Genomic DNA, 22,661 nt, shown 5'->3' with positions numbered 1-22,661 from the left:
AAAGTCCAGTTTAACTGAAACATTATTTTTTTTCTGTAGTCTTATAAGCAAATATAAACCCAATAAATATTAATATATTATGAAGACTTTAGTAAAAACTTTAATTATTTTCAGCATTAGCCTTTTCCTTTCTTTGTCAACTTTTGCTACTCCAAAAAACGACTTTGGTAAAGACAACTCATTAACCAATCAAATCATTGCTTTAATAGGAGATAAAGTACCTTTTAACACTTATGAAACTTTAAAAGTAGATGTTTCCTTTACTGTTAATAATAAAAATGAAATTATTGTTGTAGATGTTACTTCAAAAAATGAAGATTTAAGTTTATTTATAAAAGAAAAATTAAATAATAAGAAAATTAATTCTTCTAAAATAAAACAAAAAGAAATTTATACGCTACCTATAAAGGTTAATAAAGCATAAGTTATTTTAAAACAAAAAAAATCGTCTGAAATTAATTTCAGACGATTTTTTTGATATATATCAGTATAATATTAATTTATCATTTCTAAATATAACTTTTCTACTTTTGCCCTTGCCCAAGGAGTTTTTCTTAAAAATTTTAAACTTGATTTATAAGTTGGGTTATTCTTAAAACAATTTATGTTTAAAATTTCTCCTAACTCTTCCCATCCATATTCTAAAAATAATTCTTCTAAAATTGTTGCTAACTTTATTCCATGTAATGGATTATTTGGTTGCTCTTGACTCATACTTATTTACAATGATTTAGAAAATACATTTTCTATTTAATTAATTCATTTAACAATGATCTAAACTTAGAGCTGTTCCAATCTGCAGCTCCACTTTTATTTATAACTACTTCTCCTTTCTTATTGATTACAAATGAAGTAGGTATCGAGTTTACTTGAAATATTTTTGGTAAACTATTTCCCAAATTATATGTAGGTAAATCGTAATTATGTTTTTTATAAAAAGCATTTATAACTTCCCTTTTTTCATTACTAACAAATATAAATACTACTTCATCTTTATAATCGTTATATAATTCTTGGATGCTAGGAATTTCAGCTATACAAGGAGGGCACCATGTTGCCCAAAAGTTTATAAAAACAACTTTGTTTTTTAGGTTATTAAAATCTACATCAATTGTATTTAACCCTTTTAATGACCAATTATAATCATTTAAAACATCTCTTTTTTCACTCTTAATAATGGAAGGCGAAAAAGAAATCAAACGAATAAAATAGGTTTTTGTTGGCGGATAAAGCAACAATCCTATAATTATTAAAAAAAGAAGATTGTATATTGATTTTTTAGTAATTTTCATCTGTACTATATTAACACCTCAAAAATAGAACTATTTATTACTGTTACAAAACATTAAATAGCTTAAAACAGCTATAAATATTAAACAATTTCTCCGTTTTTGTTTACCTTTTTTTACATACTTTAGCATAATTATAAACAAACAATTCATAAAAAATGAAAAATACTGCATTAACTCACATTCATGAAGGTTTAGGAGCAAAATTAGTTCCTTTTGCTGGGTATAATATGCCTGTACAATATGAAGGTGTGAACATTGAACATGAAACTGTAAGAAGCGGTGTTGGTGTATTTGATGTTAGCCATATGGGAGAGTTCTTTTTAAAAGGAGAAAATGCTTTGGCTTTAATTCAAAAAATAGCATCTAATGATGCCTCTAAATTAGTACCTGGAAAAGCTCAGTATAGTTGTATGCCAAATGCTGATGGTGGAATCGTAGATGATTTAATCATATATATGATTGAAGAAAATGAGTACATGCTGGTTGTTAACGCTTCAAACATTGAAAAAGACTGGAACTGGATTTCACAACATAATGATTTAGGTGTTGTAATGGAAGATCGTTCTGATGAATGGTCTTTATTAGCTATTCAAGGTCCTAAAGCAGCCGAAGCTATGCAATCATTAACATCTGTAGATTTATCAGCTATTAAATTTTACACTTTTGAAATTACTGATTTTGCAGGTTTACCAAATGTAGTAGTTTCTGCTACTGGTTATACAGGATCTGGTGGTTTTGAAATTTATGTAAAAAATAAAGATGTTGAAGCTGTTTGGAAAAAAGTTTTTGAAGCGGGAGCTGATTGGGGTATTAAACCCATAGGATTAGCAGCTCGTGATACTTTACGTTTAGAAATGGGATATTGCCTATATGGAAATGATATTGATGATACTACTTCTCCTCTTGAAGCTGGTTTAGGTTGGATTACTAAGTTTACTAAAGACTTTGTAAATGCTGAAGCTTTAAAACAACAAAAAACTGACGGAGTAACTCGTAAATTAGTTGCTTTCGAAATTATTGAAAAAGGAATTCCTCGCCAAGGATATGATATTATAAATGCTGAAGGTACTAAAATTGGTAATGTTACTTCTGGTACTATGAGCCCATCTTTAGGTAAAGGGATTGGTTTAGGGTATGTAACTATCGAAAATTCAAAAGTTGATAGCGAAGTGTTTATTCAAGTTCGTAAAAAACAAATAGCAGCCAAAGTAGTTAAACTACCTTTTTACAAAGGATAATTTAATTGTACATTATAAAATTAAAAGCGATTCATACATTTATGAATCGTTTTTTTTATTATCAATTAATCCAAATATTTCTTCTGACTTTATTAAATAAACAATAATAAAAACTTCAGAACTTTCACTATTCTTTAATTCCACTAAAAAATAAAATTAACAACCTAACCTAAAGAAAGTTAGATTGTTTTTAAATTCAATTATTAAAGTTTTTTTATTTTTTTTTCTATTCATCTATACTTAACTACCATTCATCTATAATTTTTTTTTGAAATATATAAAAGCTGTATTTTCACTAAACAAATCCCTCAAAATCAACATCATGAATAATAAATACTTTATTAACCTTCTTCTTTTAACCTTTATTTCAATTCAACCTTTAATTTCACAAAACACTCCTTTCAATTGTGATTATTATGCATATCTTTTTCAAAAAAATGACGTATTTGCTGTAGATTTAGCATCTGGGTCCGCTTATGAAGTTGCAACGGATATAACAACAGGAAATATTAACGGAGCTGGATATAATCCTAAAGATGGTTATATATGGGGATCTTTAACATACCCTCAAAAGTCAATCGTTAGAATTGGAAAAAATTTTTCCACAACAACCTACACTATTGATGCGTTACCAACCTCAAACAGATATATAGGTGATGTAAGTCATGAGGGAATTTATTATTCTAAATCTGGTGGAGACACATACTACATTATAGACTTAGACCCTGAATCTCCAACACATTTAACCTCATTAGGAACAGGTACACTTTCACAAAGTATTTTGGTTCATGATTGGGCATTCAACTCTTTAGACAACCACCTATATACTGTTGAAAAAGGAACTAATAAATTATATAGAATTAATGCTTCAACTGGTAATGTTGAAAATCTAGGTGTAGTACCAGCATTAGCTGGGTTAAACTATACTTATGGTGCAGTATATTTTGATAACATGGGGAATTTTTATGTATCAGCAAATCAAACAGGAACTGTTTATATCATAAATGAAGTTACCAACATAAATAATGGTAGTAGTATTAACTCTAATCTTTTTGCTTTTGGACCATCTAGTTCTAGTAATGATGGAGCACGTTGTCCAACTGCGCCAGTACCTATGGAAGACTGTACAAATGGAATTGATGATGATGGTGATGGATTAGCAGATTGTGATGATCCTTCTTGTTCAGGAGTATCTGCTTGCCCAACAATAGTTGCACCAACAACTAGTGGTAATAATGGAGGCTTAGAAAGTAACAATAGATTATCTCAACAAATTAATAAACGTAACTATAATAGAATAAAAACTAATTATACTTTTAGAAAAGAAACAGCTAAAAGGATAGTGAAAAAATCTACATACGCCCAAAGAGGTGCTAAAAAAGCATTAACTTTAAATGATTTTATTCCTCTAAAAGTTATAAATGAAGACGAAGCTATTGAATCATCACCTACTGATTTAATAAAAATCACAAATGCTACAGATATAGTATCTGTTGATTATCAAAGAAAAAATAAAACTGTAGCTTCTATCTTAGCTTTAAAAACTGAAGACAAAGTATATGAGCACACTAAATATATATGTGATCGTTTATTAGGTGCTGAATTATTATCTGTTTCAACCATCCAAATTGAAGAACATAATTTTATTAAATCAATTATTAAAAATGTAGATGGTGGTGTTGAATTCGTTTTAAGTTTATCAGCTAGAGAATCAAGTGATGGTCAAAACTTCATAATTGAAAATCACTGGAATTTAGATAAGTATAAATCTGAAACTGGATATTTTAATTTCCAAATATGGTCTAATTCAATTGACGATTTAATGTTACTTAGTACCGAAGTGATTCGTTTATTAGATGTAAAGAAAACAATTGATACTTATAACATTTCTCCTCCTCCTCCAGTATTTGTAAAAAAAGGATTCTACAAAAATGGCGTATTAAATTTAGACATAGTTAATGTAAATGGAAGTACTACTGTTGAATTTGATGCCGGATTTAAACAAACAGAGACTAGTAATTTAGATAATATGTCATCAACAATAGTTTTAGATAAAAAATACATTTCAAATGTAATTTTAGATACTGGTAAACTATTTGACATAGGCTTTAGAATTGGTGATGGAACCAATACACCAGATGACTTATTCATGTCTGATGGTTCATGGGGTGTTGATGATGCAGCTACTAGCACTAATGTTACAGATTTCACTGTAACACCTAATGAAGATCAAACTGATGATACTGAAATGTCTATAGAAAGAAATATAAATTTAAAAGCTTCAACAGAAGAATACGTTTCCGTATATAAAGCATTTAATCCTAGATTTAAATCTGTTGATATTTCTTCATACAATGCTTTAAAGTTTAAAGGAAATGGTACAGGTACCCTTGAAGTTCGCTTTATAAAAGAAAGTATTAATGTTTGGGAAGATCAATTTAATGCTACTGTTAATTTAGGTACAACTAATCAAGAATACACAATCCTTTTCGATGATTTTACATCTACCAAAAGCTCAAAAGTAGATTTCAGTGATGTAGTTACATTAGTGTTTACTATGGTTTCTAAAAATGGTGAAAAACAAGTAAAAGAAATGAATATAAGTGAATTAAAATTAGTTAATTCTAGTGCGTTGTCAACTAATGATGAAGTTAATTATTTAACTAATCAAATTTCTGTAACACCTAACCCTATGATTGAATCAGCAAATATTCAGTTTAATAGCTCACAATATCAAAATGGTAGTTTAATCCTTTACAATCAATTAGGTCAAATAATTCAACAAAGAGATTTAAAAATAAATAGTGGTAAAAATGAAGTTACTATATACAGAAACAAATTAGCCACTGGAGTTTATTTCTTTAAAATTAAAAGTGATAACTTAAATTATATTACCAAAAAGTTAGTTATCAAATAAATTGGCATATTTTAAAATATAAATTATAATAAAGGAGGTACTTACCTCCTTTATTTGTTTTAATAATAACTTAAAAATTAACTCCACTGTCATTAAACGTCTAATATTTCATTAAAAAAAACAATGAAATATGGCTTTTAAAGCTATTTTAAAAACTAGTGAATGATTGTTTAGGCACACAATTTAAAGCTCTTAAAAGAGTGAATTTATATTACTTAAAATAAATAAAAATTTTAGCTAAATATGATAAGTGCATACCAATTATATATCTCTACTAGTAATTAAAAATAATAACACTTAAAAACCGTTTAACTACACATATATACCATTCATCTACAGATAAATTGTTGCTATCTTTTAAAAAGAAACAATTGTTATAAAAAAAATATATTTGTTATATACAAACCTACGTACAAAAAATAATTATGAATTTAAATATATTACTTGTTGAAGATGACGAAATAGAGAAACTAAAGTTTGACCGAGCTTTAAAAAAGTTAAAGTTAAATCATTCAGTTTCTAAGGCTAGTAATGGTGAAGAAGCTTTACAAAAATGTAAAGAAAGTTTGCCTAATTTAATTCTATTAGATTTAAATATGCCTAAAATGAATGGGTTTGAATTTTTATCTATTTTAAAATCTGACGAAAACTTAAAATTTGTTCCTACTGTGGTATTTACAACCTCAAATAATCATCATGACATGATTAATGCATACAAAATAGGTATTGCTGGTTATGTTGTAAAACCATTGCGTTATGAAGATTATGTGAATCAAATTGATAAAATAATTGACTATTGGTCTATGAATGAATTAGTCTCTTTATAATTTTTTCAGTATATTTCATCTTTAGTATTAATTAATTTTAATCCCCCAATATAAAACTAGATGAAAGGAATTGTATTTACCGAATTTTTGGAAATGGTTGAACAAAAATTTGGATTAGAAACTACAGACACCATTATTACAAAATCAAATTTAAAATCAGAAGGTGTATACACTTCAGTAGGTACATACGATTTTGGAGAAATGGTAAGCTTAATAACCAATCTTAGCGAGGAAACTAAAATAGACGTTCCTACCTTAATATATACCTATGGGTTATATTTTTTTGACACTTTAAAAAATGGATACCCTAATATTTTTAAACATTACAAAACCGGTTTTAACCTTATCTCGGGTATAGAAAAGCATATACATGTTCATGTAAGAAAAATTTATCCTGATGCTGAACTTCCTAGTTTCATTACTCACGAGGAAACTGATACCAAATTAATTATCGAATACCAATCTGAAAGAGCTATGTCTTCCTTTGCACAAGGACTTATGGAACGTACATTAGAGCATTATAATGAAGAGGTTACAATAAAAAAAGAATTACTGAATTCTGATGGAACTAAAGTTTTATTTACACTAGTAAGAAATGTCTGATGAAAAAGTAAAAATATTTGAAAGAGCCTTACAAAGAGAAAGAAAAGCTAGAAAACAAGCAGAAGAAATTCTTGAACAAAAATCATTAGAGTTATTTGAGGCTAACCAAAAACTAACTGCTTCCAATAAAAAAACTGAAGCTTTATTAAATGATCAAACTGCTCAATTAAAATTGATTGTTGATAACTCATCTTTAGGTATTGTTTTATCTCAAAAAAATAACTTAATTAAATTTAATAAAGCTTTTGCAAATTTATTAGGCTATACTGATGATGAATTATTAAATGTCAATATTTACGAACTCTCACACCCTGATGATTTACCACAAGCCAAAAAACAACTAAAATTACTGGAAGAAAGTAAAATTGATAAGTTTTTAATAAAAAAAAGATACAGAAAAAAAGATGGTAACTATGTTTCTTGTAATACAAACGTAAGTGCAGTTAGAGATAATGAAGGTAATGTAAAGTACCATATTGCTTTAATAGAAGATGTTTCTGAAATAGATAAAAAAACAAGAATGTTAAATGCTTTAAACAGTCTTTCTGTATCTATATTAGGAAAAAGAGATTTAAATGAAATTGCCTGGGAAATAGCAAAAAACACTGCTAATCATTTAGATTTAGAAGATTGTCTTGTTTTTTCTATTGATTATGAATCTAATATCATAAAAGAAATAGCTGCTTATTCAAATAACCCTGATATTGATATAACCAAAAAACCTCCTTTACATATACCTATAGGGAAAGGGGTAATTGGTAAAGTAGTTGAAACAGGAGTGTATTCATTAGTAAATGACACTTCAAAAAATGATTTGTACGAGGTTGATGATTTTTTTCGTTTTTCAGAATTAACGGTTCCTATTATAGCTGATAATAAAGTAATTGGTATTATTGACTCTGAACATAGCAAAAAAAATTATTTCAATAATGACCACATTGAGGTTTTTCATAACATAGCTAGTTTAGCTTCTGCTCAATTTAATAGTGCTATTAGTCTAATTAAAGAGAAAAAAACTCAAAAAGAAAAAGATGTATTACTGGTTCAATTAGGAAAAAACAATGAAGAGTTAAAAAACTTTGCTCATGTAGTTTCTCACGATTTAAAATCTCCATTAAGAAGCATGTCCGCATTAATTTCTTGGATACAAGAAGATAATGAAGGTACTTTTGATGAAGAGACTACCGTTAATTTTAATTCTTTATTAAAAAAAATTGATAAAATGGATCACCTTATTAATGGAATATTAAAATATTCAAGTATTGATAAGATTGATAAAACTGACCAAAAAGTTGATCTTCAGAAAACCGTTACAGATATAATTGATACAATTTTTGTTCCTGAACATATTAATATTCAAATTAAGAACACGCTACCAATTATTTATGGTGATAAATTTCGTTTACAACAGTTATTTCAGAATTTAATAAGTAATGCTATTAAATATAATGATAAAGAGAAAGGTATTATTACTATAGAAGTAGAAGATTTAGATATTAAATTTCTATTTATTATAAAAGATAATGGTATTGGTATTGATAAAAAATACCACTCAAAAATATTTGAAGTATTTGAAACCTTAGAAGAACCTAATGATGACTCTACAGGTATAGGTCTTTCAATTGTAAAAAAGATTATCGACTTATATAATGGTAAAATATGGTTAGAAAGCGAATTAGGTAAAGGGTGTTCCTTTTTTTTCGAATTAAAAAAACCTCATTAATATTACTTAATAAGGTTTTGATAATTGGGGAATACAAACAAACTACTAATTTAAATATTTTTTTCTATGTTTTCTTATTCAAATATAATCACTTCATAGAGTAAAGATTTCTAAAAATCGTTCAACTCTTTTTTTTCTGTCGATGAAATGCTTTTAACTATCGATGAATGAAAAAACTTAATTTTCTACTATAAAAAACCTCATTATTTAATTTATAATGAGGTTTTTAAGGTTGGGGAAAATAACTAGTAAACTAGCACTTTATTTTTAATCATATTTTCTTTAAATTCTTTAATAAGCTTCCAAAATTTTCATAACCAATGGTAAAGTTAGCATCTAAACAACCAACATGTGCAACAGATGACAAGCTATAAAAAAAACGAGCACCAACTTTTATAGCCCTACTCTTTCCTTGGTTTTTTTTCATATTTATAATAGTAACTTTTTTTTCAAATTCATCTTTTAATTTATATAAAACATCTAAAGTATTATCTTTACTTCCATCGTTTACAAAACAGAGGTGAACGTCGCTATATTTTTTTAAGCACTTTTTAAATGCTTTAATTTTTACCCCCTTCTCTTCATTATAACATGGAATGATAATGCCAATCTTCATATATATCTGTTTTTAATACTCCTTAAAAATAGCTTCTAGATTAAGTGTTTATGAAGTTTAATCGTTTAGTACGGTTTTTAGTGTCGATGAAACGTAAAAATGTATAGATTAGTTTACCTAACATATTACTTAACTTTATTATATTAGAATGTTATAATTAAATTAATGAAAAACTCAATAAATAAATATTTATTATTAGCCCTAGGGTTTGCCTTACTATTTCATGGTAGTGCAGTGTTTTATACTATTGAACAAACTTATGATGCTTTAATACATTTATTTTTTGCAGAGCATTATGCTAATAATTGGCAAGAACCATGGTCTTATAAATGGTACACTGGATTTAGTATAATGGGGTATCCGCCACTTGTTCATCAATCATTAGCGATACTATCATTTATTGGCGGTTTTAAATTTGCTTTATTTAGTTACTCTTTTATAATTATTATACTATTTGTTACTGGTGTTTATCGATTTAGCTTATTACTTACTCAAAACGAAGACTATGCTGGCTTTGCTGCTATCTTTTCAGTATTCTCTTCCGTTTTTATCGAAACTTTACATGTATTTGGTCAATTACCAACATTAGCAGGAATATCCTTGCTAATGCATTCAATACCTGAAATTTACTATTGGATTCGTACAAAAGAATATAAATATTTGATTTCTTCTTTATTGTTAATGGGATTAATGGTTTGCTCTCATCATGTAACTCCAATATTCGGAATGGTCTTTTTTATATTCCCTTTAATAGGTTTAGCTATTATGGATAACATTAAGGACCTCACTGGTAGTTATAAGAATATCCGTTTTTTATTTTTTGTAAAACATTTGCTAAAGTCAATGAAACCAATTTTAACATTTGGCTTTTTATCATTAGTTATAATGATAGTATGCATTTTACCTTATTGGATTAATACTAAAAACAATCCAATAACTCAAGTACCAATACCACATGGTTCTCGTGATAACTTTCTTGAAGTTTTATCATCTGGTCTCGTGTTCTTTTTAATTCCTTATGGAATTCTTTTAACCTTATTCCCATATCTTTTTTATCGATTTTTTAGTAAACGATTATTATTTTTTGGTATTTCATTTTCTATGCTTGTTTTATTAGGTACTGGTGGTACTACCCCACTACCTAGAATGATTTTAGGTGAAAATGCCTTTTCTATACTGACATTAGATCGTTTTACCTTTTGGGCTTCTATAATGAGTTTCCCAATTGCTGGGGAGTTTTTTTATCGCTTATCAAAATCTGATTATAAAACATATTTAAGTAAAAAATTTGGTAAAACATATTATACCTTTTGCATTGGTTTAATAGGTAGCATTATTCTGTTTTTTGCAATTTTTACTATTAATTTAGGAAAATTTAGACCTTCACAACCTAAAGCTATTAAGATGTTACCAATTGTAAACTTCATAAACCAAGATATGCATTATAAATGGCGTTATTTAACACTTGGTTTTGGTGATCAAATGGCATGGTTAGCATCACAAACTAGAGCCTTGTCAGTTGATGGTAACTATCATTCTGCTAGGCGACTTCCTGAATTAACCACTAGAGCTGTTGAACGCCTGGAAAACTCAAAATATCGTGGGATTGAAGGAATTGGATCTCTTCAACAATTTTTAGCGAATTCAGAAAAATTTAATCTAAAATATATTTTTTCTAACGATAAATTTTATGATCCTATTTTATATTTTACAGGATGGGAAAAACTCTCATATCTTGAAAACGGTATAATGGTATGGGAAAAGAAAAATATTAAACCTTTAGCATCCATATTACCTAAAATTGATATTCCAAGGTATCAAAAAATAATATGGTCGTTTGTTCCTGTCATATTATTATCATTAGCTACTTTTTGGTTTATAGGAACCTTTTTATTTTCAAAAAATAAAATAGTGAGTTTAAAGAATGAGAATTCTCCTTCTGCATCTTTCTCTTTTTCCAGAACATTACTCCCTTGGAATACAATGTTACTATTTGCCGCTATTATAGGTGCATATTTTATATATGACGAAAATGGAACACAAAATTCATCAGTAAATGTAGTAAAAGCATACTATGATGCTTTAGATTTTAAAAGATTTACAAAAGCTCATTCTTATTTAGATAAAAATTCAAAAAAAACACTAGATCAATTCATGCTTGAAATATCAGTTAGTGATGGATTGTTAAGTTCTTATGCTAAATTAGAAAATATCGGAACTAAAATAATTAACAAAAGAAATGATACTGTATTAATAGAAGCAAAAACTAAATGGGTTACTCCTTTAGAAATAATTAATAAAAAAGAAATTATAAAAACTATTTCGAAAAATAACAAATGGTTTATAGTACCGGAAGAACCAGATCCTTACAAACCCTCTAATCAGTTTTTTAATTCTCCTGAAACTATATTTTATAATCAAGGTAGACGTAAAATAACTACTCAACAAACCCATCATGAAGATGTTTTACCACAACCTATTGCATACATTAATAATGCTAAATTGGTCCAAAATAATGATCAGTATCATATTATTGGTGAATTACAAAATATAGACTATTTTCCTTCTGCTATTAATTTAAAAGCTGTGTTATATGATGCTGATAATAATGAGTTAGCTAGTTATAGTTCCAAGCTTCAAAACAAACACTATTTGAATCCTTTTGAAAAAACAGTTTTTAAAATAGATTTTGAAGAAATTGCTTGGATTGATTCTGATAAAAAAAATAAAAGTTTCGACCCTAATGAATTTCATTTAAAAAAGTTTGATCAAAAACCAGTTAAGTTTGTATTGCATGTTGGTACCACAGTAGCTACTAAAAATTTGTACCAATCTGTACAAGTTAATGCTCTTAATTATACTAATGATAAAATATCAGGAATGTTATTTAATACAGGTTATAAAGAAGTTACTATAGCCCAAACATTAATTTCGTACTATAAAAATGATAAACTTGTATGGGTTGACCATCTATTTTTAAAAGAAAGCATACGCCCTCATAGAAAAGGATACTTTAATTATACACCAATAGTAACTGATATGATAGAAATAATATCAGAAACTACTGAAAATTGTTATGTTAATGGTGTTCAAAATGAAAAGGGAACATTTGATAGATTAGAAGGCTATAATGAATCTAAAAATAAAAATATTATGATTCAGAAAAATGAATTTCAAATAAAGTTTCAAATCGCTAATTTTATTGGTAATTAAATGAGGTTCATATTATACATATTTATTTTATTATTAATTTCTTGTAAAAACAACAAGAAAATCAAACTTGTACCTAATAATCAAACCTCAAAAATTAGTTGGATTAATAAACCTAGATCAGTATATGCCAGTGAAAATATTCATTTTACCTTTAAAACTGATACTATAATTAGTGATATACTATTATTTATCAATAATGATTATGGTAGTTCTATTTTGCAACCACAAGTAAAAAATAATCAATTAACTTTTATAATTCCAAAACACTTTTCTACAATCTCTGGTATTTTAAATTACGCAATAGTTATTAATAAGAAAAAGATTTTAACTGATAAACTAATTATTAAACCCCAAAAAAAAACAACTTTACTTGAAACTTACTGTGGCCCTCCATATATAGTAGCATCTAAAACCGATTATTCCATGCTTGTTGTAATACCAAACGATATTTATGACAACCCAAATCGTTCTAATTATACTGCTTATGAGTTATATAGAAATACACCTTTAAACACTAATATAAATACAACCGAACTATTAAGTTATAAAAACATATATAGCAAAACTAAAACAGGTAAAATATTTGTTAGAACTTATATTGATAGTTTAAAATCTAAACTATTAGAATTATCTATACTCTCAAATAATCCTACAAATTTTTCTATTTCTTTCGACAGAAATAATTCATTTGCTGATGGTAAAGAGTTAACTACTTTTAAAACGTCTGTTATAAAAGATCAGTTTAATAATATTATTGAAAACGGTACTATTGTTAGTTTTTATATATCGAATGATGATACGCATTTAAAGGCTTACGGAAAAACAAATAATGGAATTGCAGTAACTAAATTCGTCCATCCTGAGAAAATTAAATCATTTAATATCAAAGCTTATGTTGAAGGATTTGCTTCAAGCAATTCTTTGAATATAAAATACACTAAAAAAATAGATTGATTGATGAAAAAAACACCCTTAAATAAAAGAACATTTAAGCAAATTGTAATAATTACAACTTTTGTTCTTGTTAATTTATTACTAATAAGTTTACTTTCTAAAATTTACTATGAGTTTAATTCTGGTGCGGATAGAAGTAAATTATTACATATTGACTTAAAAAACAACACATATTATTTACCTAAAATAAAAGTTAATTATGATAATGTAGAAGGTCGAGATCCTAATGAGGAAATTATAAAAAATATAAAAAAAGACTACCTCAAATCTTGGTATGTAAAAAAATATGCTTTACAAAATAATGATTTTAATGCTATTGAAGATTTTTATACAGATTCAGCCCAAGTAAAAATTAAAAAAATAATTCAATTCAATAGTAAAAACTCTATTAATATACGATCAACAAGTGTTAATCATAATGTAACTATAAAATTCTTTTCGGAAGATGGTCAAGTTGTTTATTTAGATGATAAAAATGTTGAAGAACAAACTTTCTATTACAAAAAGAAAAAATTAATACATCAAGAAAAAACTTTAAAAAATTATAAAGCTATTCTACTACTTGAAGATGGTTTTTGGAGAGTTAGGCACATTGTTAGTGATAAAGTTCTCTTAAAAGAAAATGAAACTTTTAAAACTACTAATAAGAATTTTAAAATAAAAGGTATTAATTATTATCCTCAAAAAACATCTTGGTTTGACTTTTGGAAAAAATACGATAGTATTACGGTTAATAAAGACTTTAACATAATAAAGAAATTAAAATTAAATACGGTTAGAATTTTTATTCCCTATAAACTTTTTGGTAAAGAGAATGTTTCAGAAATATATTTAAATCATTTAAAAAACACATTAGATCTAGCAAAAAAAAATAACCTTAAGGTTATTGTTACCTTTTTTGATTTTTACAGTAATTATCAAGTATTAGATTATACACTTTGTGATAGGCATTTAGAAACTATTATAAATGAAATTAAAAAGCATCCAGCTATTTTACAGTATGACATTAAAAATGAACCTGATTTAGATTTTAAAAATTATGGAAAAGAGAAAGTTTTAAATTGGTTAGATTTTATTAGTTCTAGGATTCGTATATACGATCAAAAAACTCCAATAACCATTGGTTGGAGTACTCCTGAAGTTGGACATTTATTAAAAAACAAAATGGACTTCATTTCATTTCATTATTATAAAAAAACTATTGACTTTAAAAATGCTTACTTAAATTTAAAAAAGAAAGTAAACAAACCAATAGTAGTTCAAGAGTTTGGAAGGCACTCATACAATAGCATATGGAATTTATATAGATATAGCGAAAAGAAACAAGCTAAATATCATAAAAATATGCAACAAAATTTTCATGATTTAAATATTAATCACTTTGTTAGTTGGACTCTTTACGACTTTCCTAAAATAGATGTAAAAATTTTTGGTAAAATGCCTCATAAAATAGGCCCACAAAAAAACTTTGGCTTTATTGATAAAAAAGGAAATTTAAAAAAAGCTGCTAAGTATATTGTTACTTATAAATAATCTTTATCAACAACTATTCGTCTTTAGTAATTGTTATTTTATCGAAATAGAACACACAAACATGGATATTCATTTTAAATTTATAATATAACTTAAAATGCTATCACATGAAATTAGGTATTGTTACATCATTTCCTCCAAGTAAAATAACCTTAAATGAATATGCCTATCATTTAGTTAAAAACTTCGTTTCTTTAGATAAAATAGAAGAAATCATTCTATTTTGTGATACAACAGAAGAAGATAAAATACTAGATTTTCCATACTCAGAAAAAGTTACAATAGTTGAATGTTGGAAGTTTAATAGTTACACTTCTATTTTTACCGTTACTAAAGCAATAAAGCAATACAAACCAAATCAAGTTTTATTTAATTTTCAGTTTATGAAATTTGGCCATAAAAAAATTGCTGCAGCTTTAGGTTTAATGTTACCAAAAATCACTCGTTTGTTAGGTATCCATTCAACAGTTTTAATTCATAATATTTTAGAAACTGTAGATTTAGAAAGTGCAGGTTTTACAAAAAATCCGTTATTAAAAGTCGTGTATAAAGCAATAGGTTATTGTTTAACCAAACTTATATTAAGTGCCAATAATGTTGCTGTAACTATTCCAAAATATAAACGTATTCTTGAAAAGAAATATAACGCTGATAACGTTCTTGTAATACCTCATGGAACTTTTGAAACTGCTAAACAACCAAGTTACCAACTAATAAAAGGAACAAAAAAAGTAATGACTTTCGGTAAGTTTGGAACCTATAAAAAAGTTGAAATTATTATTGAAGCTGTTGAGAAGATTAGAAAACGTACAAATGAAGATATAGAAATTGTGATAGCTGGTACTGATAACCCAAACACTCCAGGCTATTTAAAAAATGTACAAAATAAATATAAAGATATAGCTCAATTAACTTTTACCGGATATGTACCTGAAGAAAATATTGAAACGATATTTAACGAAAGTACTTTGGTAGTATTTCCTTATACATCAACAACTGGAAGTTCTGGAGTACTTCATCAAGCAGGAAGTTATGGTAAGGCTGTTGTATTACCTAATATTGGTGATTTAAAAGAATTAATACAAGACGAAGGATATCAAGGTGAGTTTTTTAATTCTAATGATTCAGATACGCTGTCAGATGCTATACAAGTAATTCTTGAAAAACAATTATATAGAATACAATTAGAAAAAACTAATTATAAAGCAGCTACAGCTTTTCCTATGTCTAAAATATGTGAAATGTATTTAGATCTTTTTGAAAAAAGTTATAATACTACAATAGATCAGGTACTAGCATAATAAAATACAATTTTCCCCTTTTTTCCCCTAAATAGAAGCAAAACTACTTTGATAAAATTTCAAAGTAGTTTTGTATTTAAAAAATACAATTATAGTTTAGATAGTATTAAAAAAGTTGTAGTATCTCCATATTCCATTAAATTATCTAATAATGATTGTAAATGCTGTTGATCTTTTACTACAATTTTTAAATGTATATTTTGATTACCAGTTATTCGATGTACTTCTTTTACTTCTTCAAATGAACTTATTATTGATAACATATTCTTTAGTTTTCCAGGAAATACTTTTAATAAAATGAATGCTTCTAAATCATATCCAAGTTTTTTATTATTTATATCAATACTGTATTTTTTAATAACTTCATTGTCTTCTAAGTTTTTTACTCGCTCTCTTATTGATGAAGGAGATAAACTTATTTCACGTCCCAAGTCAGCAAAAGATATTCTAGAATTCTCCTTTAAAATATTTATAATTTTTAAATCTATTTTATCTACCATTGATTAAACTTTAATTATTGAATAAAAAGCATATTTAAATGGCTAATATACAATAACAACTATTAATCAATTTTTTAAATTGCCTTACACATTTTATCTTTACTAAAATTATAACAATGAGTATTCTTATTATTTTCAACAATAAAAACCCAGAGCCTTGGGCTAAAAAACTCAAGCAAGAATTGCCTAATACTACCATAGAAACTTATCCTAATGTTAAAGCCCCTGCTAATGTAGAATTTATTATTTGCTGGAAACCTGAAAAAAACATCTTAAAAAAATTTCCTAATGTAAAAGTTATTCAATCAGTTGGTGCTTCAATTGATCATATAGTATCATCACAGGATATCAATAATAATATTATTCTCTCAAGAATAGTTGACTCTAAATTATCTAATGATATGTGGGAATATTTAATTTCAACTGTATTAAATCAAATAAAAAACTTAGATACTTATTTAGAAAATAAAAATAACAAGAAATGGGAACAACATAATTATCAAACAATAAATGATACTGTAATAACTATTTTAGGTTTAGGGAAAATTGGAAAAACTGTTGCCTCAAATTTTTCGAAAATTGGTTTTAAGGTTAAAGGCTGGAGTACCTCTAAAAAAGAGATAACAAATGTAGAATGTTTTTATGGTAAACAATACTTAGATGTATTACTAAAAAACACATCTTTTTTAATAAATATTCTTCCTTTAACAATAGAAACAGAAAACATTTTAAATAAAAATCTATTTGAAAAACTACCAAAAGACGCAATCATAATTAATGTAGGTAGAGGTGAACACTTAGTTGAAAATGATTTAATATCATTTTTAGATAGTAATCAATTACAAGGAGCCTATTTAGATGTTTTTAGAGAAGAACCTTTACCTCTTAATCATCCTTTTTGGAACCATTCAAAAATTAAAATAACACCACATATTGCTAGTCTTACTGATATTAAAACTGCTAGTAATCAAGTTATACAAAATTATAAGAACTTTCTTAACAATAGAGAATTACTAAACATTGTATCAATAAATAAAGGTTATTAATATGAACTCAAAATTTCATTTAGCATTTAAAGTAAAAGATATTGAAAGTACTATATACTTCTATCATAAAATATTAGGATGCAAAATTGGTAGGCAAACTAAAAACTGGGTAGACTTCGATTTTTTCGGACATCAGCTTTCTGCCCATGTTTCAAATAATATCATAGAATTAGATTACTGTGGTATCGTAGATAAAATAAAGGTGCCAATACCTCATTTCGGATGTATTATATCTAACTCAGAATTTTCAGAAATTAAACTAAAACTTAAAAAATATAATATGAAATTTATTATTGATCCTCAAGTACGTTACAAAAATAAAAATGAAGAGCAACAAACTATGTTTGTTTTAGATTTAAGTAATAATCCTTTGGAATTTAAAAGTTTTAAAAACAATGATGCTATTTATAGTTAACCTTCATTCTTTTTTTTAAATTATAAAATAAAATACAAATTAATAAAACAGCCATCAACATAATTTGTATATGTACTACTTGGGCTAATGATTCATGAAAGTTAATTAATAAAGTTACTTGAGCTATCCCAAATACCATTGCCATTATAACAGGTTTATAGTCTGATAATGATAAAAAATAATATACAAATAAATTAGCCAAAGCAAATAATGATGTTGCTAACGCATATTTATACAATAAAAATCCCAAACTTATATATTGTTCTCCAAATAAAAGTTTAATTATTATTTCAGGAAATAAATAACAACCTGTAACTAACGATATTGTTAAAACTAATATAAACTTTAAATAACTATTTAAAATTTTCTGTGGGTTTTCTCCTTCTTTTTTTGCTTGAATAACCTTTGGCAGAAGTACCATAATTAACATCCAAATAACAAAGTACACTACTCTACCAATTAATGCTAATGAAGCGTACAATCCAGCTTCATTATGGTTAAAAAAATGTTTTACAATTAAAATATCTGAGTTATTAATAATAATTTGAGTCCCTTCATATAAAGCTGTTATTAATAAAAAACTATAAATTGATTTTGTTTCTAATTTTGATAGAATTGATTTTTCTTTTAAACTAGAAAAAGTAAATTGGTTAGGATACAATCCAAAAATAAATGAGATCAAAATACCTAGTGCAACAGCTATTGTAGGTTCAACAATATCAAACCCTATTAAAAAGAATGTTACTAGTAGTCTACCAAACATTTCTAACAAATATGATTTAGACAAAGCTACAAACTCCTGATTCCCTTGATTTAAACCTCTAGAAACACTCATCAAAAAATAAATAGGTACTCCAAAACCAAATAGATAAAAAACATATTTATTATTTAATTGAAATATAGTTTGTAAAAATTCAGAAGAAAAAACACACAATAAACCTATAATAGCACTTACAAATAATGTGTATTTGTATATAACTCTTTTAAAATTTAATAATTTATCTTTAGGTAGTTCAATAATAAATTTGGCACATAACAGCTGAATGGTCATTGCTAAAAATGATAATACTAATAATAATGTAATTAGTAATGCTACATCTGCAAAAACACTTGGCCCTAACCACCTACCCAATACTAAATTATATATATAATTACCAGCGTTAACAATCATCACACTTATCATGAACCACTGTGACGCACTAATTTTAAATTCTTTTTTTAGTATTGAAATTCCCATTAACACTATTAATCTTTTATAAACTCCTTTAATTTAGAATTATTTAAAGTTTTCGTTATTTTTTTATTCGCTTTTCCAAAAACCTTTAGTACTTTATTATTTTGTGATGCTTTTTTGCATAAATCAAAAAGAACTTCTATACTTGAATTATCGATAGCTTTAATATTTTTCAAACTTAAAATAACTTTAGAATTATAGTCTAATAACGTTTCTAAATACGATTTTAAACTTCTTGAATTTTCTAAAACTAAATTTCCTTCTAATTCATATTTTCCTTTAATATAGTTTATTTGTAACATATTTAATCAATTTAAAAAATTTAACATGTTCAAAGTTCCTGTTTTTACTTCCATATTTCAATTAGTTTCGACAAAATGCAGTTTACTATAGATTAATAAAAGGTATTTATGTCTTAACTTGGCATAAATAAAAAATATAAGATATGAAAAGATTATTGAAATCATTACTATTGCTTATTATCTTTTTAATAAACCATAAAGGAATAGGCCAATCTTCAATGGATAGAGGCTTTAATTACCTAGAAAAAGGTAACTTTAAAGACGCTGAGATATTTTTTAAATCTTATTTGAAAGAATACCCAGCAAATAAAACAGCAAAACTATGCTATGGTAGAGCTGTAGGTTTGAATGGAGCCCCTGTAAAAGCCAAGTTAATTTTTAATGAATTATTAACTATTGAACCTGAAAATCTTGAATTTAACATAAACGCTGCAGAATGTTTATTATGGAATAAAGAATACGATATAGCTCTCAAAAAATATTTGAATCTATCAAAAAAATATCAATCTAATCCTATAATTCAATTAGGTCTTGCAAATACATATAGTAATTTAAAAAAATTTAGTAAAGCCATCTATCATTATAATAAAGGTATAAATCTAGATCCTAAAATACTTGGAATATATATTGGCCTTGCCTATACACATTTAGCCAATAACCAAAATAAAGCAGCTTTAAAAACAATTGATAAAGCATTACTTTTAGATAAATCAAACACACAATTATTAAACTTAAAAAAAACAATACGAAAAAAGTATACACCTAAAATTCATCAAAAGTTAAGTATAACATCTGATAGTGGTGATAATCAATCAATCAATTCCAATACAGAAGTTATTTATCCATTATCAACTAAACTTAGTATTGGAGGGTATTATAACTACAGAGTATCTACTTTTTTATTAAACAATGATACCTCAAAACAAACATCAATAGGTTTAAAAACCTCATATAATTTAACTAACAAGATACAATTAGAAGGAGAAATAGGTAGTTTAAAAGTAAAAGGAGCTACTAATTATAATGATGTAACCTATAAAATTGGTTTAAAAACAAGATTAGCTTATAATCAGAATTTTAATATTTATTATCAAAAAGAGTATCATAATTTTAATGTACAATTAATTAATTCAAAAATTAGTCAAAATCATCTTTTTGCTAATTATCATATACTAACAAAATATGATATAGGTTTATTTACTCAATATTATTATACAAAACAATCTGATGAGAATAGTAGAAACTTGTTATTTACTTCACTCTATTATTTAGTTAATAAAAAAACTCCCATAAAAGTAGGATTAAATTCAGTTATTATGGGGTTTGATAAAGAAAGAGCTAATGTATATTTTAGCCCTGAAAAATACTATGTATTTGAAGCATTTATTGATTTTAGTTTATTTCCTAGCTCAAAGAAATGGATTACAAAAGGAAATGCTGCTTATGGTTATCAATTAATTAATGAAGACCCTAAACAACAAAGTTTTAGATGTGAATTATATTTTGGATATAAGCCATCAGAAAAAATAACAGCTCAACTATATGGAAAATATAGCAATCAAGCAGTTGGTAATGCTTCAGGTTTCGAGTTTAATGATATAGGTATTGAATTAAAAATTAACCTTTAAATTATAATCTAATTTAAAAGGTTAAGTCTTTTCATCAATTCTGGTCTATTTGACCTACTAACTGGTATTACTTCTTTTTTAATTAGAACACTATTATCCTCTATATCTATAATTTGTTTAAGGTTTATGATATAAGATCTATGTATTTTTAAAAAAAGATCTTCAGGAAGTTTATCTTCAATCTTTTTCATTGTAGTATGTACAATATGATTTTTAGATTCAGTCTTAATATTTATATAATCACCTTTAGCTTCAATTAAATAAATATCAGAAATAAGAATTTTAACTAACCTTCTATCAATATTAACATACAACTCATTATTACTATCTTCACTCTTTACTTCTTTATCTGCATCCGATGTGTTTTTTTCTACTTCAATTTTAGAAACGGCTTTTATAAATCTTGGTAATTTAATTGGCTTTACTAGATAGTCAACTATACACTTATATTCAAAAGCATTTAGAGCAAAATTAACATCAGAAGTAGTTAAAATAATATTTGGAGGATTATTTAAGCTATCAATAAAGTCAAATCCAGTTAAATCTGGCATATGTATATCTAAAAAAACTAAATCAACTTTATTTTTATTAATAAAATCTAAAGCATCTAAAGCATTATCGAAAGACTTTAATACAGATACATGATCTAATCTAGAGCAATATTTTGAAATAATAACTCTAGCTAATTCATCATCATCTATTATTATTGAATTAATCATTTATATTTTTTTTAGGAAATTTTCAATTGTTTCTAATATAATAACAAATTCATCAAATAATTCAAAAGAATTATTAATCAATTGGCTTTCAAAATTTGAAGCTAATATGTAACCTTCTTCTAAACTCAACAGATTAATTTTATGCTTTAATTTATGAACAACTTCAGCACTTTCTTTATATTTTTCAGATTCAAATGAGTCAAAAAAAGCTTTTTTTTCAATAGGAAATTCTTTTTTAAAAATTCCTATCATTAAATCTTTGAAGTCATTATCTCCATCAGATATTTCATCAAACTTAAATAAATTAGGCAATTTTTTCATTATTATAGTTAGTCAACATAAATATAACTTAAAAAATATAATATTTCAAAAAAGAATTTGAAAAATTCTAAATAAAAATTCTACTAGCGATTAAAACCAACTTAATTTTAATCAAAATAATTAAAAAATTAAACTAATTAATATATAGAATTAAGAGTTTAAACTCTCCAACGATCTACTCCCACAGTATTGAATTACTGATTACTTAGGTTGTAATTAAGAAAGTAGGTATAGCACAAAAAAAAACCGTTCTTTATCTTACTAAAGAACGGTTTAAAA

At 26.0% G+C, this 22,661-nt stretch carries 21 protein-coding genes; 13 read left to right on the top strand and 8 right to left on the bottom strand.

Features of this window, described 5'->3' with window-relative positions:
• Window positions 1–79 precede the first annotated feature (79 nt).
• Window positions 80–424 (top strand): hypothetical protein, encoded by a 345-nt coding sequence (locus tag DS884_RS12705; protein ID WP_147239408.1) that lies wholly within the window; start codon window positions 80–82, stop codon window positions 422–424.
• A gap of 71 nt (window positions 425–495) precedes the next feature.
• On the opposite strand, the gene DS884_RS12700 is transcribed toward DS884_RS12705, so the two are convergent.
• Both DS884_RS12700 and DS884_RS12695 read right to left on the bottom strand, forming a co-directional pair.
• Window positions 496–714 carry a VF530 family DNA-binding protein gene (locus DS884_RS12700; RefSeq protein WP_093870983.1) on the bottom strand — a complete coding sequence of 73 codons (219 nt, stop codon included), beginning with the start codon at window positions 712–714 and terminating at the stop codon, window positions 496–498.
• A 32-nt stretch (window positions 715–746) separates the two neighbouring features.
• Window positions 747–1,292, bottom strand: a complete 546-nt coding sequence (locus DS884_RS12695) for a TlpA family protein disulfide reductase (RefSeq protein ID WP_113786999.1) — start codon at window positions 1,290–1,292, stop codon at window positions 747–749.
• A 155-nt stretch (window positions 1,293–1,447) separates the two neighbouring features.
• On the opposite strand from DS884_RS12695, the gene gcvT reads away from it, so the two are divergent.
• The 5 genes from gcvT to DS884_RS12670 all read left to right on the top strand — a co-directional run bounded on the left by gcvT (window position 1,448) and on the right by DS884_RS12670 (window position 8,600).
• Window positions 1,448–2,530, top strand: a complete 1,083-nt coding sequence (gene gcvT / locus DS884_RS12690; RefSeq protein WP_093870981.1) for a glycine cleavage system aminomethyltransferase GcvT — start codon at window positions 1,448–1,450, stop codon at window positions 2,528–2,530.
• A gap of 322 nt (window positions 2,531–2,852) precedes the next feature.
• Window positions 2,853–5,447 carry a DUF6923 family protein gene (locus tag DS884_RS12685; RefSeq protein WP_113786998.1) on the top strand — a complete coding sequence of 865 codons (2,595 nt, stop codon included), beginning with the start codon at window positions 2,853–2,855 and terminating at the stop codon, window positions 5,445–5,447.
• A gap of 425 nt (window positions 5,448–5,872) precedes the next feature.
• Complete coding sequence (locus DS884_RS12680; protein WP_093870979.1) at window positions 5,873–6,274, top strand: response regulator; 402 nt, start codon at window positions 5,873–5,875, stop codon at window positions 6,272–6,274.
• A 60-nt stretch (window positions 6,275–6,334) separates the two neighbouring features.
• A complete protein-coding gene (locus tag DS884_RS12675; RefSeq protein ID WP_093870978.1) occupies window positions 6,335–6,877 on the top strand; it encodes a heme NO-binding domain-containing protein in 543 nt (180 codons plus the stop codon).
• Entirely contained in the window at window positions 6,870–8,600 is a 1,731-nt protein-coding gene (locus DS884_RS12670) for an ATP-binding protein (RefSeq protein ID WP_093870977.1), read from the top strand. Before DS884_RS12675 ends, DS884_RS12670 begins: the two co-directional genes overlap by 8 nt.
• Before the next feature lie 271 nt (window positions 8,601–8,871).
• Here DS884_RS12670 and DS884_RS12665 read toward each other — a convergent pair whose 3' ends face one another.
• A complete protein-coding gene (locus DS884_RS12665; protein ID WP_093870976.1) occupies window positions 8,872–9,216 on the bottom strand; it encodes a glycosyltransferase in 345 nt (114 codons plus the stop codon).
• Between the two features lie 165 nt (window positions 9,217–9,381).
• Here DS884_RS12665 and DS884_RS12660 point away from each other — a divergent pair, with 165 nt between their 5' ends.
• From DS884_RS12660 to DS884_RS12645, 4 genes are all read left to right on the top strand, one after another.
• On the top strand, window positions 9,382–12,429 hold the full coding sequence (locus tag DS884_RS12660; protein WP_113786997.1) for a hypothetical protein: 3,048 nt from the start codon (window positions 9,382–9,384) through the stop codon (window positions 12,427–12,429).
• A complete protein-coding gene (locus tag DS884_RS12655) occupies window positions 12,430–13,383 on the top strand; it encodes a hypothetical protein (RefSeq protein WP_093870974.1) in 954 nt (317 codons plus the stop codon).
• A 3-nt stretch (window positions 13,384–13,386) separates the two neighbouring features.
• A complete protein-coding gene (locus DS884_RS12650; RefSeq protein ID WP_113786996.1) occupies window positions 13,387–14,916 on the top strand; it encodes a glycosyl hydrolase in 1,530 nt (509 codons plus the stop codon).
• Between the two features lie 107 nt (window positions 14,917–15,023).
• On the top strand, window positions 15,024–16,217 hold the full coding sequence (locus tag DS884_RS12645; RefSeq protein WP_113786995.1) for a glycosyltransferase: 1,194 nt from the start codon (window positions 15,024–15,026) through the stop codon (window positions 16,215–16,217).
• An 89-nt stretch (window positions 16,218–16,306) separates the two neighbouring features.
• On the opposite strand, the gene DS884_RS12640 is transcribed toward DS884_RS12645, so the two are convergent.
• A complete protein-coding gene (locus DS884_RS12640; RefSeq protein ID WP_093870971.1) occupies window positions 16,307–16,717 on the bottom strand; it encodes an Lrp/AsnC family transcriptional regulator in 411 nt (136 codons plus the stop codon).
• A 116-nt stretch (window positions 16,718–16,833) separates the two neighbouring features.
• Here DS884_RS12640 and DS884_RS12635 point away from each other — a divergent pair, with 116 nt between their 5' ends.
• Window positions 16,834–17,763 carry a 2-hydroxyacid dehydrogenase gene (locus DS884_RS12635; protein ID WP_113786994.1) on the top strand — a complete coding sequence of 310 codons (930 nt, stop codon included), beginning with the start codon at window positions 16,834–16,836 and terminating at the stop codon, window positions 17,761–17,763.
• A gap of 1 nt (window position 17,764) precedes the next feature.
• A complete protein-coding gene (locus tag DS884_RS12630) occupies window positions 17,765–18,178 on the top strand; it encodes a VOC family protein (RefSeq protein WP_113786993.1) in 414 nt (137 codons plus the stop codon).
• On the opposite strand, the gene DS884_RS12625 is transcribed toward DS884_RS12630, so the two are convergent.
• Together DS884_RS12625 and DS884_RS12620 are read right to left on the bottom strand one after the other, a co-directional pair.
• A complete protein-coding gene (locus DS884_RS12625) occupies window positions 18,165–19,415 on the bottom strand; it encodes an oligosaccharide flippase family protein (protein ID WP_199488211.1) in 1,251 nt (416 codons plus the stop codon). The genes DS884_RS12630 and DS884_RS12625 overlap by 14 nt on opposite strands.
• Before the next feature lie 8 nt (window positions 19,416–19,423).
• Window positions 19,424–19,714 (bottom strand): STAS domain-containing protein, encoded by a 291-nt coding sequence (locus tag DS884_RS12620; protein ID WP_113786992.1) that lies wholly within the window; start codon window positions 19,712–19,714, stop codon window positions 19,424–19,426.
• Between the two features lie 143 nt (window positions 19,715–19,857).
• On the opposite strand from DS884_RS12620, the gene DS884_RS12615 reads away from it, so the two are divergent.
• Entirely contained in the window at window positions 19,858–21,342 is a 1,485-nt protein-coding gene (locus DS884_RS12615; RefSeq protein WP_113786991.1) for a tetratricopeptide repeat protein, read from the top strand.
• An 8-nt stretch (window positions 21,343–21,350) separates the two neighbouring features.
• On the opposite strand, the gene DS884_RS12610 is transcribed toward DS884_RS12615, so the two are convergent.
• Window positions 21,351–22,058: a LytR/AlgR family response regulator transcription factor gene (locus tag DS884_RS12610; RefSeq protein WP_093872030.1), complete on the bottom strand. Its 708-nt coding sequence runs from the start codon at window positions 22,056–22,058 to the stop codon at window positions 21,351–21,353.
• Between the two features lie 3 nt (window positions 22,059–22,061).
• Entirely contained in the window at window positions 22,062–22,382 is a 321-nt protein-coding gene (locus tag DS884_RS12605) for a hypothetical protein (RefSeq protein WP_093870966.1), read from the bottom strand.
• Window positions 22,383–22,661: the final 279 nt, after the last annotated feature.

It is taken from the genome of Tenacibaculum sp. E3R01, from assembly GCF_003318185.1.
Lineage (GTDB): Bacteria > Bacteroidota > Bacteroidia > Flavobacteriales > Flavobacteriaceae > Polaribacter > Polaribacter halocynthiae.
Note: the sequence above shows the minus strand (reverse complement) of the source record. Positions and strands in the feature narration are given on the sequence as shown.